Annotated in this window: 19 protein-coding genes, 1 tRNA gene and 1 pseudogene; 16 read left to right on the plus strand and 5 right to left on the minus strand. The window is 45.4% G+C overall.

Annotated elements, in window-relative coordinates; genetic code table 11:
• The coding region (locus tag Q7R76_07115; GenBank protein ID MDO8643311.1) for a hypothetical protein at nucleotides 1-1,209 on the minus strand (1,209 nt) is incomplete at its 3' end.
• Nucleotides 1,206-1,481, minus strand: coding sequence for a hypothetical protein (locus Q7R76_07120; GenBank protein ID MDO8643312.1), 276 nt, complete (start codon nucleotides 1,479-1,481; stop codon nucleotides 1,206-1,208). The genes Q7R76_07120 and Q7R76_07115, both read right to left, overlap by 4 nt.
• A 175-nt stretch (nucleotides 1,482-1,656) precedes the next feature.
• Here Q7R76_07120 and Q7R76_07125 point away from each other — a divergent pair, with 175 nt between their 5' ends.
• The 3 genes from Q7R76_07125 to Q7R76_07135 all read left to right on the plus strand — a co-directional run bounded on the left by Q7R76_07125 (nucleotide 1,657) and on the right by Q7R76_07135 (nucleotide 4,648).
• A complete protein-coding gene (locus Q7R76_07125; GenBank protein MDO8643313.1) occupies nucleotides 1,657-3,804 on the plus strand; it encodes an SMC family ATPase in 2,148 nt (715 codons plus the stop codon).
• Between the two features lie 137 nt (nucleotides 3,805-3,941).
• Nucleotides 3,942-4,283 (plus strand): DUF6516 family protein, encoded by a 342-nt coding sequence (locus tag Q7R76_07130; protein ID MDO8643314.1) that lies wholly within the window; start codon nucleotides 3,942-3,944, stop codon nucleotides 4,281-4,283.
• On the plus strand, nucleotides 4,280-4,648 hold the full coding sequence (locus Q7R76_07135; protein MDO8643315.1) for a hypothetical protein: 369 nt from the start codon (nucleotides 4,280-4,282) through the stop codon (nucleotides 4,646-4,648). The genes Q7R76_07130 and Q7R76_07135 overlap by 4 nt, the downstream gene beginning before the upstream one ends.
• Nucleotides 4,649-4,651: 3 nt before the next feature.
• Here the strand turns inward: Q7R76_07135 and Q7R76_07140 are convergent, their stop codons facing one another.
• Nucleotides 4,652-6,139: a hypothetical protein gene (locus Q7R76_07140; GenBank protein MDO8643316.1), complete on the minus strand. Its 1,488-nt coding sequence runs from the start codon at nucleotides 6,137-6,139 to the stop codon at nucleotides 4,652-4,654.
• Between the two features lie 370 nt (nucleotides 6,140-6,509).
• On the opposite strand from Q7R76_07140, the gene Q7R76_07145 reads away from it, so the two are divergent.
• Nucleotides 6,510-7,367 (plus strand): BRO family protein, encoded by an 858-nt coding sequence (locus Q7R76_07145; GenBank protein ID MDO8643317.1) that lies wholly within the window; start codon nucleotides 6,510-6,512, stop codon nucleotides 7,365-7,367.
• 33 nt (nucleotides 7,368-7,400) lie between these two features.
• On the opposite strand, the gene Q7R76_07150 is transcribed toward Q7R76_07145, so the two are convergent.
• Complete coding sequence (locus Q7R76_07150; protein ID MDO8643318.1) at nucleotides 7,401-8,201, minus strand: hypothetical protein; 801 nt, start codon at nucleotides 8,199-8,201, stop codon at nucleotides 7,401-7,403.
• A 224-nt stretch (nucleotides 8,202-8,425) separates the two neighbouring features.
• Between Q7R76_07150 and Q7R76_07155 the strand changes: the two genes are divergently transcribed.
• The 12 genes and pseudogenes from Q7R76_07155 to Q7R76_07210 all read left to right on the plus strand — a co-directional run bounded on the left by Q7R76_07155 (nucleotide 8,426) and on the right by Q7R76_07210 (nucleotide 15,691).
• Nucleotides 8,426-9,073 (plus strand): hypothetical protein, encoded by a 648-nt coding sequence (locus tag Q7R76_07155; protein MDO8643319.1) that lies wholly within the window; start codon nucleotides 8,426-8,428, stop codon nucleotides 9,071-9,073.
• Nucleotides 9,074-9,112: 39 nt separating this feature from the next.
• Nucleotides 9,113-9,856: a ribonuclease H-like domain-containing protein gene (locus tag Q7R76_07160; GenBank protein MDO8643320.1), complete on the plus strand. Its 744-nt coding sequence runs from the start codon at nucleotides 9,113-9,115 to the stop codon at nucleotides 9,854-9,856.
• A gap of 313 nt (nucleotides 9,857-10,169) precedes the next feature.
• Nucleotides 10,170-10,291 (plus strand) — tRNA-Tyr (locus Q7R76_07165).
• 222 nt (nucleotides 10,292-10,513) lie between these two features.
• Nucleotides 10,514-10,705: a hypothetical protein gene (locus tag Q7R76_07170; protein ID MDO8643321.1), complete on the plus strand. Its 192-nt coding sequence runs from the start codon at nucleotides 10,514-10,516 to the stop codon at nucleotides 10,703-10,705.
• Nucleotides 10,702-10,947 (plus strand): type II toxin-antitoxin system RelE/ParE family toxin, encoded by a 246-nt coding sequence (locus tag Q7R76_07175; GenBank protein MDO8643322.1) that lies wholly within the window; start codon nucleotides 10,702-10,704, stop codon nucleotides 10,945-10,947. Before Q7R76_07170 ends, Q7R76_07175 begins: the two co-directional genes overlap by 4 nt.
• 78 nt (nucleotides 10,948-11,025) lie before the next feature.
• Nucleotides 11,026-11,310, plus strand: a complete 285-nt coding sequence (locus tag Q7R76_07180; GenBank protein MDO8643323.1) for a hypothetical protein — start codon at nucleotides 11,026-11,028, stop codon at nucleotides 11,308-11,310.
• Nucleotides 11,311-11,343: 33 nt separating this feature from the next.
• Complete coding sequence (locus Q7R76_07185) at nucleotides 11,344-12,024, plus strand: peptidylprolyl isomerase (protein ID MDO8643324.1); 681 nt, start codon at nucleotides 11,344-11,346, stop codon at nucleotides 12,022-12,024.
• A gap of 256 nt (nucleotides 12,025-12,280) precedes the next feature.
• Nucleotides 12,281-13,393, plus strand: a complete 1,113-nt coding sequence (gene ftsZ / locus Q7R76_07190) for a cell division protein FtsZ (protein MDO8643325.1) — start codon at nucleotides 12,281-12,283, stop codon at nucleotides 13,391-13,393.
• 76 nt (nucleotides 13,394-13,469) lie between these two features.
• Nucleotides 13,470-13,700 carry a protein translocase SEC61 complex subunit gamma gene (locus Q7R76_07195; GenBank protein ID MDO8643326.1) on the plus strand — a complete coding sequence of 77 codons (231 nt, stop codon included), beginning with the start codon at nucleotides 13,470-13,472 and terminating at the stop codon, nucleotides 13,698-13,700.
• A 14-nt stretch (nucleotides 13,701-13,714) separates the two neighbouring features.
• The gene (locus tag Q7R76_07200; protein ID MDO8643327.1) at nucleotides 13,715-14,239 is read left to right on the plus strand and encodes a transcription elongation factor Spt5; all 525 of its coding nucleotides are present in this window, start codon (nucleotides 13,715-13,717) and stop codon (nucleotides 14,237-14,239) included.
• Between the two features lie 48 nt (nucleotides 14,240-14,287).
• Nucleotides 14,288-14,755 (plus strand): annotated as a pseudogene (locus tag Q7R76_07205) (50S ribosomal protein L11).
• Between the two features lie 330 nt (nucleotides 14,756-15,085).
• Nucleotides 15,086-15,691 (plus strand): histidine phosphatase family protein, encoded by a 606-nt coding sequence (locus Q7R76_07210; GenBank protein MDO8643328.1) that lies wholly within the window; start codon nucleotides 15,086-15,088, stop codon nucleotides 15,689-15,691.
• 49 nt (nucleotides 15,692-15,740) lie between these two features.
• Here the strand turns inward: Q7R76_07210 and Q7R76_07215 are convergent.
• Nucleotides 15,741-16,296, minus strand: a 556-nt coding sequence (locus tag Q7R76_07215; protein ID MDO8643329.1) for a hypothetical protein, incomplete at its 5' end; no start/stop codon positions are given.

The following is a 16,296-nucleotide window of genomic DNA, read 5'->3' on the forward strand; positions in this document are numbered from 1 at the left end:
TTTTTGCGTGTCAGGCCCACACACCGGCAAAGAACGATTCACAAAACTCGAATTAACACTAATAAGAATAGTATCATTCCGCACCGCAGTCAAATTCAAAATACTATCATTAAAAGAATTAATCTTCGTCGTATTCACCCAATCCAAACCCGCCTGAGTATTAGTAACATTCGCCTTCGACGAATTCAACGAATCAACCGCACCCTGACTCGCACCCGACGCACTCTGATCAGTCTCACAGGTAAACACTTTGAACGTATCATTATAAACAAGCTTCTGCGAATCTGGACCACATACTGGCAAACTCCGATTCACAAAACTCGAATTAACACTGATAAGAATAGTATCATTCCTCACCGCAGTCAAATTCAACTTCGAATCATTCAAAGAACTAATCTTCGTCGAATTCACCCAATCTAAACCAGCCTGCACATTCGTCACATTCGCCTTAGTACTATTAAGCGAATCAACCGGACCCTGAGCAATCTTCGAATCATTCAACGAATTTAACTTTGTTGTATTCACCCAATCCAACGCACCTTGACTAAGACTTGCACCGGTTTGATCAGTCTCACAGGTGAATACTTTTGTTGTATCATTATAAACAAGCTTCTGAGTATCAGGACCACAGATAGGGAGTGACCGATTAACAAAAGTCGAATTAACACTAATCAGGGTAGTATCATTGTTTATCACGGTTGCATTTAGCTTGGAACTGTTTACCGATTGCGCTAAGGTCGTTTCATTAGCAGTTGGTTCACAAGTTACACTTCCATTTTCATTAACCACGCGTATCGAACTACCTGCGGCACATGAGCTGATAAGAGAAAAATTAACAAAAGAGTTATTATTAATTAAGCCGACTGGCGCTTGGAATTCTAACCGTTCACTGCCGTTAAAGTCTAAATCATCATTGTTGATAGTGTACTCTTTGTAATATAATTTCCCAAATTGCAAATCAGGTGTTGTAATAACATTCCAACTGCCGTTCACTATTCCCTCAACAAAAGTGTGGTTATAGATTTTATTTCCGTTAGACGAATTATCGTATATCTCTATAGTCAAATTTCCCGAAACAAGAAGCTCGCCAGTTGCTCTTGTTCGCACATCAGTACCTTGGTCTGAAAGTACTGCAAGTTGGGCAGCCGCAAAAGCAGATAAAACAACAACCAAAAATAACGACCAGGCCAAAGCTATTCGCTGCCTCATTTTTTCACCTCATGAGGGAGGTGAGGCGAGAAAGCATCCATCCGCCACCATATCCAAACTCCTTTGCCGGAGCCGCTGAATTTTCCTTTTATTTTTCCTTCGCCGCGTAGAAGGTTAAGCCGGTAAAAAATTTTTGTGCGGGTGACAGTCTCTTTTTTTATTTTCTCTTTTACTTTGTCTTCTATCTCTTTTGTTTCTAATGGTTCACTGAATGAATTAAGTAGGGAAAGAATTTCATTTCGTACAGCGTCTTTGTTCAGTGTGCTATCCATTGTATCAAGCCGTCAATTCTGTAGCCATGTAGTACCTTAATCGATTAATCTATGAAATAAGTAGTATATAAAGCTTTTGATTAAGTGTCCCACACATTAATCGATTAATAAATCGATTGATTATATAGAGGTGTACCAGATAAATCTTTTTATACCCGCCAAACGTGAAAAGGGCATGATTCTGCGTTCGCTGAAACTGGAAAATATCAGAAGTTACACTACAGGAATGGTTGAATTTCCGGAACACCGCACAGTACTGTCCGGCGATATCGGCAGCGGCAAGTCAACCATTCTTCTTGCTATAGAATTTGCTCTGTTCGGACTGCGGAGTGATGTCACCGGAGCACAGCTGCTGCGCCATGGCGAAAAGCAGGGGAGTGTTGAACTTAGTATGAACCTCATACCTGAACCAGGCAGGCAGGTGGAAGTTATCATCAGGCGTGCGCTGCGAAGAACCAAAGATGCAGTACAGCAGGATGCCGGATGGTTTGCAGTCAACACCGGAAGTGGCTGGGTGAAAACCGACGCAACTCCGGTAGAGCTCAAAGCGAAAATATTCGAGCTGCTTGGTTATCCACCTGAACTTTTGACCAAATCAAAGACGTTTCTCTACCGGTTCACGGTCTACACACCGCAAGAGCAGATGAAGCAGATTCTGCTGGGAAGCAGCGAAGAACGGCTTGATACTATCCGCAAAATTTTCGGCATTGATGCATACAAGACAATCACGGCAAATGCAGCAACAGTTGCACGCGAATTTCGCCTGCGCATCCGCCAGGAAACAATACGGACTGAGGGGATTGATGCAGATAAAAAAAAGCACGAAGAAGTACAGCAAAAACAGCACCAATTTTTGTTGCGCCGTGCGGTTATTGAACAGGAACAAGCAGAGCTTGCAGTACAAAACGCTGCACTGCAGCAGCGTGAACAAGAACTAATACAAAAACAACGAGAAGCACAACAGCTGATACAACAGGAAGCTGTGTGCACTGCAAAAGAGCAGGGAAAAAAACATGAAATGCATCGCGGTGCTGAAGAATTAAAAAATCAGGGAGAACAACAGGAAAAAATGCGTCGCCTCCTGCCACCAGATATAACACCAGGCATAATACAGGAAGAAAAGAAAAAAAGCACCGCTGACCTCATGGAAAAACGACGCTTACAGGAAGACCTCGAAAAACAGCGCACACTGCTTACAACACAACGCATGACGCTCGTTGGAAAAGAACAACAACTCGCCACGATGCTCGAAACACGGCAACGAGCTCTTGAACGGCTCACGCAACTCCACGAATGCCCACAATGCAAGCAGGGTGTGAGCGAGGCGCACAAACAGGCAATCAGGGAACAAGAAATGCCGCTAATGGCACAAACAGAGCATGAACTAAAGGGTGTTCATGACCAAAAAATTCTGCAGGAACACGAACTCAGCAGAGTAGAAACAGAGATACAAAAACTTCGCCTACATGAAAAAGAAGCACTCCAGCGTGCTGCAGAAATTGTCGGCATTGAAACCACGCTGCTGCGCCTGCAGGATAGCGGCCGACAAGTTGCTGAAAAACAGCAGGTGCTCCAGCAGCTCGAAATCACAATCAAAGAATTACAGAACGAACAGGCACACTGCAAAGAACGCATGCGCGCCTATGAAGGAATTATTGAACAGCATGCGCAGGTGCAGAAAGAGCTCGGCGAGCTTCGCGCGCAGGAGCGACGATGCGCCATTGCCGGCGCTGAAGTGAAAAAAGAAATTGAAAACTGTACTGCGCAACTCACTCAGCTCGAAGGAGATATCGCCCGAAAAGAGGCACTGCGGAAAAAACTGCACCAGCTCAGCCAGATTCAGACATGGCTGGGTGAACACCTCACTCGGATCGCAGGATTAATTGAGAAAGAGGTGCTGCGCACGGTGTACGTACAATTTGACGAGTTGTTTCGGAATTGGTTCAGCATGCTTGTTGAAGACGATTTGCTACAGGCACGGCTTGCTGATGATTTTTCAGTGCTGGCAGAGCAGAACGGCTATGAAACAACGATTGAACATTTAAGTGGGGGAGAAAAGACTGCCGTCGCACTGGCCTACCGGCTGGCGCTGAACAAAGTAATTAATGACCTTGTTTCGCAGATACGGACGAAAAACCTGCTGATTCTGGACGAGCCAACCGATGGATTCAGCGCGCACCAACTGGATAGATTACGTGTGGTGCTCCGCGAATTAAACGCGCAGCAGGTGATTATGGTCTCCCACGAACAGAAAATGGAAAGTTTGGTGGATCATGTGATACGGATTGAGAAGCGCGGACATGAGAGTGTGATTATTCGGTAAGTTCTCCACTGGACAAGCCAATTCTGCAATAAAACCCCAGACCACAGACTATAAGCCAAAAACCATGTAGCACTGGACACTGGACAGATGCGCGTGAGGTATATAAGGAGGGATAACAAAAATAGTTTGATTTTCCAATGAAGAAAAGCGAAAACTATAAATATGGGGTCTACCACACCAAAGGTGAAGAGTTAATCAGGTATAAGTTTGAGAAGGAAAATGGTGATATTGTTGAAACAAAAATCATACTCATTCCGACAAGCATTCGTTTTCCTGAAGGAGTCAAGTACTCCTGTGTATACGTCAGAGCGGGAAAACGCTTGATTGGATACGACAATAGTGAGGGTAACCAGCAAGAGCCGAATCACCATAAGCACATCAAAGACAGGATAGTGCCTTATGATTTTGTTGATGTTTGGAGATTGTTAGAAGATTTTAATGAGGATTTAGAAAAAATAAAACGGGGAGTCATACAATGAACAAAAAAATGATTATTGTCATCGAATCACCGAAGCAGTTTCTCCACTCATTTGGTGAAGCGTGGGAGAAAATACAGCGTGGGGAAAAAATAGAGTATCCTTACAAACTGTCGTTTCCCAATATTGAAATAATGCGAAAGACATTGACGCCGAAACGGATTGAATTGCTCCAGACTATCAAAAAACACCATCCGCAGTCATTGTATGCGCTTGCAAAATGCGCCGGACGAGATATCAAAAACATCAAAGATGATATTACGCTTCTTGAAAGCAATCACCTCATCGAACTGAAACCGGGAAACCAGCGAAATGCGCTTATTCCCTCGTTGAGATATGATACACTCCAGATTGAAATATCGTTGTAGAATTCACTCCTGTTCCTTCTCATCCATTCGAAGATTCGTAACATACACATCGTTAGAGTGTGCACGAAGCTCGTGGCCGTCGTACACATATTTCAGCACCGCCGCCGGCAGGTGCAGCTCGCCAATCACACTGAGCTTCGGTGCGAGTGTATAGGTAAGAATACGGTCTTCTTTCGGGGTCAAATCAAAGTCCCAGTACATCACGTGGCCGGCAGAGACTGCGGTTATTTTTTTGGGATGGAACGTATGCTTTGGCTTCCAGACAAGCTGCATCAGGTTGGGAATGTGCTCAATCAGTTTGACATTCCGCAGCTCAACATTCCCCCGATTCTCAATGGTCAGCCGGACATCAATTTCAGTGATTGCGCCGTGGGCGGTCTTGACAAATTCAGCGCGTTTGATGAGCACGACCGGAGACTTGAACATGTACCAAAAAAAGAGAATGATGGCAAGCACAAGCACGGTGTAGAAAATGATGCGATAATTAGTGACGAGCTGCACCGTTGCGGTGCCACCGGCGGGCAACGTGAGGCTCCAAACGTATGCTTTTTGTCCGTCAATGGTACGGACATCAGCATCGGGTTCAGCTGATCCGAGCACACGCTGAAGCAGTGAAACAGGAACAGGTATGTCTTGCTGTTCTTCAATATTGTCTCTATTGTGTATAGTGATGGTTTCGGAAGTGCGCAGGAAGGATGTTTCTTTTTGAGAGGTTTGTTCAAACGGGGTGTTGTAGGCAGCAACATCGTATGTTTTTTTATCAATGTTGTATACGACACCGCCGGAGGAAACACCATACGCAACCGTTTCTGTTTTGGGCGGTGTTGCCGGATCAAACGTAACCGTGAACTCAACTGATTTTGTTTCATTCGGGGCAAAGGAAACGAGTGATTCACGCTCAAAGTCGTTGCTTTTGAGCGCCACGCGCACGTCCTGGTATTCATACCAGTTGGCATTTCTGATGACGAGCTTGAATGACTGCGGCACGCGCGGATCAACCCGGTTAGGAAATTCAGGAGTCACGTCGAAATAGACACCCTCCTGCACTTTTCCGGGCAACAGGTAGACTGGCAATTTGAGTGTCTTGCGTACTGCACGATCTTTTGTATCGACAAAAAGGGTAACATATTGCGGTCGGCGCCAGTCACGCGTCAGATTGAGGTCTTTGAGAAGAATCTTGATTTTTTCAGTGCTCCCGCCTTTAATGATGAGGCCGGTACGGGTTTGCGGCTCGGTGAGCATGCTCCATTCAACGCCTTCAAGGTCGTTGACAACGGTGAACACCTCATACGGCACTCCCTTATTGGCAATGGCGAGCTGGAATTCCGCCCATTCTCCCGGACCAACTTTGTTTTTGAGAACGGTGAAATCAACGCGTACATCATCAGGAAGAAGAGCTGCTGCCGGAAAAGCGAGGAGCGAAAGCGAGATACAAAAAAAGATACAAAAAACTACTGTCCCTGCAACCGTACGAACCATTCTGTCCACCACCTATCTTCCCCTTTGTCAAGTGAGAAATCACCGCGATATATAAAGATTGTTGTGAGGCAAAATGACGAAAAAAAGGAAGAAAAAAGAACAAAAGAAACGAGAAAAAAAGAAATAAGAAGAAAAAAAGAAAAAACTCATGCCGCTGCAACGCAGCCAACAACAAACCACACCACTGGACACCCTTTTCTTGAGTATTGTTCACGGTATGCCGGAAACTTTCCGACTTGTAATCACGTTGCACCATTGTTTTTCTCCGGAAAATTTCCGGCAGTTCCCCGCCTTCACTGGACACTGGACATCCGCGCGTGAGGTTTATATAGTACCGCTCCTTAAACAACTTAATGGGTCAAAAAAATGCGTTGGTGGCATGATGAATAAAGAACGTTCAATCAAACTGTTTGAAAACAAGAAAGTGAGGGTTCAGTGGGTTGAGGAAGCCCAAAAGTGGTACTTTTCGGTAGTTGATGTTGTGGAGGTCTTAACAGATAGCGAGAATCCGCAAACTTATTGGCGCGTATTAAAAATGAGGCTTAAAGATGAAGGAAATGAAACCGTTACAAATTGTAACGCTTTCAAAATGATTGCTCCTGATGGTAAAATGAGGTTAACAGATGTTGCAGATACTGAACAATTATTAAGATTAATCCAATCAATACCTTCAAAGAAAGCAGAACCATTCAAGGTATGGCTAGCAAAAGTAGGATACCAAAGGATTGAAGAGACAGAAGACCCTGAGCTTGCGTTTGATAGAGCTATGAAAACGTATCTTCAAAAAGGATATTCTAAAGAGTGGGTTAATCAGCGGCTTAAAACAATCGAAGTGCGAAAAGAGCTGACCAACGAATGGAATAGAGCAGGGATAGATAAAGAGTCTGACTTTGGCATACTCACCAACGAGATTACAAAAGCATGGTCTGGAAAAACAGTATCTGAATATAAACAGCTGAAGAGCCTGAAAAAAGAAAATCTCAGGGATAACATGACGAATCTTGAACTGGTTCTCAATATGCTTGCGGAAGCTACAACGACAGAACTGTCTAAAAAACAGAATCCAAAAGAGTTCCATGAAAGCAAGAAAATTGCAGTACAGGGCGGAACAGTGGCGGGAAATACCCGGAAAGATATTGAAAAACAGTTAGGTGAGGGCATAGTCACTCCAAAAAACGCAAAGGATACTCTGTTAGAATTGTCAAATAAAAAGAATAATCTGATAGAAAAGAGAAAATAAAAAACAACAAAAAAAGAAATAAAAATTTAAAATTTATCCAATCACTGCTTCGAAGACCGGCGCGCGGTTGACATCTTTTACTTCGATGTCGACTGCTGTTGTTGCCTGAAGCTCACCGTCAGATGCCGTTATGGTCACGCGGTAGTTTCCTGCGTCATCAAAGCCCGTTGTCTTGCGCGGTTCAGTCATCCAGCCGGAGAACGTCAGTTGTACGTTTGCTCCTTCAGAATCCTTGACTCGTGGAGCAAGGTTAACCGTGTCGCCTTCATTGACTACAATTTTCTGCAGTGGCTCAATGGTCGGCGAGCGGTTCTTGTGCGTTACCCGAACGGTGATGGTCTTGACGGTTTTTGTCTTGCCGTCTGATACCGTAACGTCTATCTTGTACACGCCTTCATCACCAACTTTGGTTTGCCAGCGGCCGTTTTGGTCAAGTGGCTTGCCGTAGGTGTAGGTCAGCTTGTCGCCGTCCGGATCATAGGCCTTGAGCTTGAGCTCAACAACACCACCTTCAAGAACTGTAAGGTCACTGGTGACCTCTTTCTGGATACGTTGTTTTTGCGTTTCAGCGAGTTCAGCTTTTGCTTCTCCAGTAGGTTGTCCTTCTGGTGACTTGGCTGATTCTTCTGGCCGCGCTTCTCCTGGTTCAGCGTCGCTTTCTGCTTCATCAAGGATGTCAGATAATCCTTGTTCGCCGATAGCGCCTGCATCTTTTTGGTCTTCTTTTTGGAGTTCTTCGCCTTGCGTTGTCTTTTCGTCACTGGAGCCTGTATTGTAACAGCCTGCCAGCAGGACCATAATGAGCACGCAACTAAAGAATGGTGTCCACCTCATGTCTAACGCCCCCGTTTTTTTTTAACTGATTATCTCCTCTTTTTTAAGCAGTATCATACCATATTACTACCTATCTGGCCAAACATCTGCTGTTATTTAAAGTTTTAGGTGGTTTAAAATAGATGATTCTATAGAAATATTTTTATACTAGTTTGCCCAAAATAGCTGTATCCCCAAAAAACAAGCGTGTTGGGGGGATAATAGATAAAAAAGAGGTGCATTCCATGGCATTTGTTGGAAATGTGGGCACTGCCCTGAAAACTCTTCTTAATAATTCAATATTGGCGCTCCCGGGAATTGTTGCGGCCGTTATTATTCTGGTCCTGGGCTATATTATTGCAGCGCTCATTGGTTGGGTCGTAACTGAATTTCTTGACCGCATCCGGCTTGACCGGCGCGTGCAGAGCGTCTGCAAGAGTGAAGTCATCAGGAATGCAGAGCTGTCTGACTTTGTCGGCACCATTGTAAAATGGTACATCTTCCTGCTGTTCCTCGGCCAAGCCGTTGAACTGGTAGACCTGGGTGTATTGACCGGCTTCCTTACCTTGGTGGTAGGATGGCTGCCTAACTTGATTGTTGCGGTGATATTGATTATCCTTGCACTGATCTTGGGAGACTATGTCGCGGCAAAGATTATCCAGACCAAAATTAAAGGAGCAAAGCCCGTCAGCCAACTGTTGTACTTTTCGATTCTGACGCTGGTTGGTGTGATTTCGCTGAAGCAGATTGGCATTGATGTGTCCATCTTGGAAAACATCATCCTTGCTGTGGTCGGCGCACTCGCAATTGGTATCGGCCTTGCACTTGGTATCAGCCTTGGTCTCGGACTGAAGGATGACGCCAAGAAGTTCTTGAAGGACATCAACAAGTAAATAAATACATTTTTATTTTCTCTTTTTTTCTCATTCTCTATGGGGCTTCAGCTTGTTCAGCAGACCTTTGTATTTCTTGATGGCATCAGCAGGCGAAAGGAACAGGCACTCTGGAGGGGAGGAATACACGACTGGAACGAATTTATTCGTGCAGAACGCATCGCAGGCATTTCTCCGGAACGCAAGAGCTACTATGACCGGCAGCTACGCAAGGCACAGGAAGCGCTGACAGCGGATGATTCGACGTATTTCTGCCGATTTCCCAGCAAGGAACAATGGCGGCTGTATGAACAATTCAAAGATGAGGCAGGGTATGTCGATGTGGAGGTGGATTCGAGGGGGAAGATTATCGTTATCGGCATTTCAGATTATTACACCACCCACACGTTTGTCCGGGGAATTAATTTGGAAAAAACAGCCATTGAAAAAGAGCTTGAAAAGTACAAAATTATGGTGACATTCAATGGCCGCAGCTTTGACGCGCCGAAACTGAAAAAAGAATTCGGCATTGAAATCAGGGTGCCGCATATTGACCTGAAGCCGCTCTGCATAAAACTGGGCATGAAAGGAGGACTGAAAGAAGTGGAAAAACAGCTGAATCTGCAGCGCCCTCCCCACCTTCACGGCAATCCGGTTGACTTGTGGAAGGCGTTCCACGCCTCCGGCGACAGGGAGTGGCTGGACTTGCTGATTGCGTACAACAGCGAAGATATTGAAAATTTGAAATGGATTATGGATCACTGTTATAAAGAGATGGAGAAAGGATTACGACAGCCAGTATAGGAATTAATGTGTAGTTGGTCACGTGTCGTGTGTGTTTTTGCGTCAACCACCATCACGAACGGGAACGGCAAGAGACGAACTGTTAAGGAAATAAAGCGATGCAGCCGCACCAGTAATTATTCAATCTGAGGCGAAAACGTGGCGCCACGTTTTCGCCGCGCGGGAAAAATAGAAAGTGCGAACCACGGTTTTTCCTTGCCCTGTTCTTGCATGTCTTGCAAAATCCGTTTCGTGATGGCTGAATTGTCTCATCAATACCGGCTGGCAGTATATCAGAAACCTTTATAAACAAATATCTTTCCTCCAGTTATATCCCCGCTTAGCTCAACGGTAGAGCGCACGGCTGTAGATGCGTGCAGACAACGGCGAATGCCAGTGGATGAAGACACGTCAGCCGTTCCCGTGAGGTTGCTGGTTCAAATCCGGCAGCGGGGATTTTTTATTTTTTTCTTGGGTCTGTGACAAGGGGGTTGAAGGTACTGCGACACGCCGCCAGTTCGGTGGGCTGAACGTAGTGAAGCCCACCCAGCTTATTTTTGGTCAAGCTTTTTGCGAAGCAAAAAGATTGTGCAGGTTCAAATCCGGCAGCGGGGATTTTTTTATTTTAGTTGAAACAAAGCCGCAAGATATTTAAATGAGTAACCGTTACGGTAAACTATGGAAACAGCACTCGAGCACATGCACGAAGATGTAGAGGAGATAAAGAGAGATATGGCTGTTATTAAACATATTTTGTTACAAGAAGGGACGTTAAACAATACAACAAAAAAAATGCTCGCAGAAGCACGCGCCACACCTGATACTGAATACATTTCTCACGAAGAATTAAAAAAGCGGATACGAGTATGAGTTGGGAAATTAGTTGGCACCCAAAAGCAGGAAAATATGTTGAAAAACTTCCGCATAGTATTGCCAAACGAATTCTTGATAAGTTTGATGAAGTAGCACAAGAGCCGTTTCGGTATCTTGAACATTTTGAAGGAGAGGGATACAAATTGAGGATTGGTGAATACCGAGCGCTTATCGATGTTGATTTTGAAAAGAAAATTCTTAAGGTAAGAATATTTGATTTGCGTGAACGAATTTATTGATGCAGATGGTGGAGTAAATTGCCTGACAGGTGAAACGAAAAGAGAAACTTTAAATAAACAGAAAGGAAACAAGATTAAATGACTGAGCACTTATTTCCGGCATGTATACGGTATCCTGCGTATTTTATCGCAGGAATTGGTTCTGGAATTGTCCCAATCGCGATTGCAGCAGCAATTGCTACCGGCGCTCATCCAAGACAGCCAATAGACCCGCAGCCAACTCCTTCTGCACTCGAACTCAAACTGGAAAATGTACCGTGCAGTCCTACACCCGATATGGTTTATGATCAGAATCGCCAACAATGCTATGTAAAAATTAGTGAGAAACCGGTTGTTGACTATTGCACGCCTGAATCAAGATAAATCTTTATATATTACTTCTTGGTCATCAAGCGCATGTCCCTCAAAAAAGGCGATTTTGTCGAAGTTGAATACACCGGCCGTCTCGATACCGGCGTTGTGTTTGACACGACGAATGAAGCAGAAGCACAGAAGGCAGATATCCACAGAAATAGAATGATGTACGGCCCGGTTGCAATTTGCATTGGCCACAGCCAGATTATCAAGGGATTGGATGAAGCACTCGCAGGAAAAGAACTCGGCACCCACACAATACCGGTGCCCGCAGAAAAAGCGTTCGGCAAAAAGGATGCCAAGCTTGTGCATATGGTTCCCATTTCTAAATTCAGACAACAAAATGTCCAGCCAATACCCGGCCTGCAGTTAAATATTGACGGTGCCATCGCAACTATCAAAAATGTGTCCGGCGGCCGCGTCTTAGTAGATTTCAATCATCCGCTCTCCGGCCACGACGTAACGTACGTTGTCAAAATAAACAAAAAAATCGAAACGCCCGTGGAAAAAGTCAAGGCATTAGTTGAACTGCATTTTAACCGCAGGGACATTGGCGTAGCGGTTACGGGTGACCGGGCAGAGCTCAGTTTCCCGACGAAGATTCCACTGGAGATTGCAAAAAAGCTTGAAGAAAGCTTGAGCAAGGAAGTAACAAAACTGGTAGCGGAAATAAAAAATATCGCGGTTGTTTCTCGTGAAAAAAGAAGAAAAAACAAGCGGTAAAAAGCAGTAAAACAGCTATATTCTTTCATAATAAACTTTATATAGCAGAGCCCCATCCGTCGATTTAGATGTAGGGAGAGGGGAAACGAAAGAGGAATGTGGGGTGAAGGTGATGGATTTTAATACTTCTCAACAACCAAATGTGAATACGACAAACACTGCTCAACAGCAACCGAATACTTATAATTACGGGCAACAGCAATCGCAGCAGCCCTATCGCCCGGCAAGCCCTTCAGGTACCCCGTCAGGATTCACGATTAAAACATCGGCACCGGCGGCAAGCGATGCTTCAACCAAAGAGCACCGGCCGGGAAAAGCAAATGTTGCTGATGCTGAACTGGAAGAGCTGCTTAAAAATCAACGCGCAAAAATAAAAGTTGTCGGCTGCGGTGGCGGCGGCAATAACACTATCAATCGCATGTCTGAAGTCGGCATCAAGGGCGCGGAAACAATCGCGGTCAACACCGACGCACAAGACCTTTTGTACACCAGCGCTGACAAAAAAATTCTGATTGGAAGAGAAATAACCAGAGGCATGGGCGCTGGCTCCATCCCAAAAATCGGCGAAGACGCTGCACGGGAAAGCGAGACTGAAATTAAGGAAGCTCTGCGCGACGCAGACATGGTATTTATCACCTGCGGCCTTGGCGGCGGCACCGGCACGGGCTCGGCACCCGTTGTTGCAGAAACCGCAAAGAAACTTGGTGCACTCACAGTTGCAGTCGTGACCATGCCGTTTGCTATGGAAGGCCAGCGACGCTATGAAAACGCAGTCATCGGACTGGAAAAATTGGAAAATGTAGTTGACACGCTCATCGTGATTCCCAACGACAAGCTCCTTGAGCTTGCGCCTGATTTGCCGCTGCACACCGCGTTTAAGGTCGCTGATGAAATTCTCACCAACGCGGTTAAGGGCATTGCGGAATTGGTCACCAAAGCAGGCCTGGTTAATCTCGACTTTGCTGACATCCGCACGATTATGGGCAACGGCGGCGTTGCCATGATTGGTGTGGGTGAAAGCGATACGGAAAACCGTTCGGTTGAATCCGTTGAAAAAGCAATCAGCAACCCGCTGCTCGATGTGGACATCAGCGGCGCCAACGGTGCACTGATTAATGTATCTGGCGGGCCGGACATGACGCTGGATGAAGCCAGAAAAATTGTTGAAACGGTTTCAGAAAAGCTCGATGATGATGCAAAAATTATCTGGGGAGCCCAGATTAATGACGACCTCCAGAATGTCATTCGCACGCTGATTATTGTAACCGGCGTGAAGAGCAGCCAGATTTTCGGGCCGGACCGTAAGGTTTCAACGAAACGGAAGAAGGAGATTGAGACCGAACTGGGGATAGAGTTTATTGATAGTTAGGTGGTTAGTTCTTTTTATCCCTTTATATACTCCCTGAACAGAAAAGCATATAAATAAGAAGCTCAAAAATAAGCGTATGAATGAGGAAGTAGGTCAACCTGTAGTGTCTGAGGCGGCTCCCGGCAGGCTGGGAATGTGGCAGCAGGCGTTGCGAAATTATATCAACGAGTGCGTCCGCGTATTAAAAATCACGAAAAAGCCGACAATGTTTGAGTTCAAGACGATTGTCAAGGTCTCGGCCTTGGGCTTGCTTTTAATTGGGTTCATTGGATTCGCCGTGTTCCTCATTGCAAAACTTGTTATTTAGTATTTAGGTGCCTTATGTCAGAAGCAGAAACCGCATCGGAACCAACACCGGCAGCAGCGCCTGCAAGCCAGCTTTTTGCACTCCGCACCACCGCAAACCGCGAAGACCAGGTTATGGATTTTATCGTCAGCCACGCTGAAAAGAAAAAGATAGACATCTACGCGGTTGTCCGGCCACACGGCATGCGTGGATATATTTTCGTCGAGGCGGCGACCAGAAGCGACGCTGAACAAGCTGCATTAAACATTCCTTACGCACGAGGCATTCTTCCCAATGTGGTTGATTTCAAGGAAATCGAGCACATGATTGAGCAGAAGAAGCAGGAAGTCAACATCCAAAAGAACGACATTGCTGAAATCATCAGCGGGCCGTTCAAGCGGGAAAAATGTAAGATTACCCGTGTTGACAAGCAGAAGGAAGAAGTGGTTGTTGAATTGCTTGAAGCCGCTGTTCCCATTCCTATCACCTTGAAATTCGACGCGATTAAGGTCATCCGAAGAGATGATCAAGAAGAGAAAGAAGAGCTGGATGACAGTTAGTGGTAACGTACCATAAGATTTATAAACAACTTATTTTTCTGAACTACCATGGCATCTGAAACTGTTGAAGTGCTTGTTGAAGGCGGCAAAGCAACCGCAGCGCCCCCACTTGGGCCCGCGCTTGGCCCGCTCGGCGTCAACATCGGCCAAGTTATTGCTGAAATAAACAAGAAAACAGGCGACTTTAGAGGCATGAATGTGCCCGTCAAGGTAACCGTCGACAAGGAAACCAAGACCTTCACGATTTCTATCGGCACGCCGCCTACCGCAGACTTAGTCAAGAAGGAAGCAGGCGTTGAAAAAGGCGCGGCAAACCCGCTCATGGATAAGATTGCAGACTTGCGCATTGAACAGATCATCAAGGTTGCCAACATGAAGAAAGACAGCATGCTGGGCAAGGATAATTTTTCCAGAGTCAAAGAAGTCTGCGGCACCTGCAACAGTATGGGCATTCTCGTTGAGGGCAAGCCAGCCAGAGACACTATCGCTGACATTAACAAAGGTTCTTTTAAAGACAAAATCCTGCAGGGCAAGTCAGAATTGACTGCTGAAGAGCTCAAGGCGCTCGACGAAGAGCGTAAACGCTTACAGACAGAGATTGAAGTGCGCAGAAAAGAATACGAAATCCGCGCAAAAGCAATCATGACCGAGATGGCGGGCAAGAGCAGCACGCAAATCAAGAACAAGATGCGCGAAGTCAAGATTCCCGAATCAATTATCAAGGAGCTCCTCCCTGCAGAGACCAAGGAAGCAGCACCCGGTGCGAAGCCGGCAGCTGGTGGGGCAAAGCCGAGTGCGAAGTGAGTATAGAATAGTTTTAAATACTTCTTCTTTTGTTACTATTTTATGCGACTCATTATTACTCGACATGGTGAAACAGAAGAAAACAAAAAGAAACTCTTCCAAGGCCAGACAGGACCGGGAAAACTTTCTGCAATAGGGATAGAACAAGCACAAAAACTTTCTCAACGATTACAAGAAGAAAAAATAGATGTGATATATTCAAGCGATCTTGAACGCGCAGCAGATACTGCAAAAGAGATTGCAAAATACCACCCACATACCCCTTTAGTTTTTGTTAAAGAATTGCGTGAACGAAATGTGGGAGAGTGGGAAGGAAAACCGCACGCCGAGGCAACATGGGATAAACCACGAGAAGCACATAACATAACGCAGGTACTAACAAAACAAGGAGAAAGCCTTGTCGAGCTTCAAAACCGCGCGCGAAAATGTATTGATATGCTCATACACAACCACCGAAATAAGACAGTCGTGCTTGTCGCCCATAATGGAATCAATACGGCACTCATGTCAGTGATCATGCAACAACCACCTGAGGCAATGCCTGAATTTAAAAGACAGAGGAATACAGCAGTCACCATTGTTGAGATAGATGAGGATAAGAATCACCGGATACTTCTTTCAAACTGTACTGATCATTTGACAAAGTAAGAAAAATAAGAATTAAGAAAAACAGAGAAAAAAAGATTAAAAAAATTAATTAAAATGGCTGCTTCTTCTTGCGGAAGTGCATCACCAGCAACAGCACGGCAATCACAACCACACTCAAGGTCAAAACCATGCCTGCCCCAAGTTTCTTCTTGGCAGGTGCTACAGGTACTTGAGCAACTGAATCTTCATATGCAGGTGCAGTTTCTTCCACTGTCGCTCCTGTTTGTTCAACCGATGGAGCACTGGGCTCTGAAGGTGCAGTTTCTGGAGCAACAACCGGTGCTACTGCAACTGGTGCAGATGCTCCAAGTTTCACAACAAAGGTTGCCAAGTTATGAGTGACTGACACCAAGCTAATGCTGACGTCGCTCGTTCCATCTTTATCAAGATCAATAGACATTGACTTGCCAGTTATAAGGTTGTAATCTTGTTGAGCAATGCGTACAGCAACCTCATCTTTGCCTGAGGATTTCAACACAAACTGGTAGGCACCCGTGCCGTACTGGATACGTGCAACATCGTAGTTGGTCAGCGAAACAGACACACCATTTATAGTCGGTACAACAGTTTTGTAACCGCCACCACGACCGCCACCACTACCTCCT

The organism is Candidatus Woesearchaeota archaeon, from assembly GCA_030651375.1.
Lineage (GTDB): Archaea > Nanobdellota > Nanobdellia > Woesearchaeales > UBA12501 > JAUSFM01.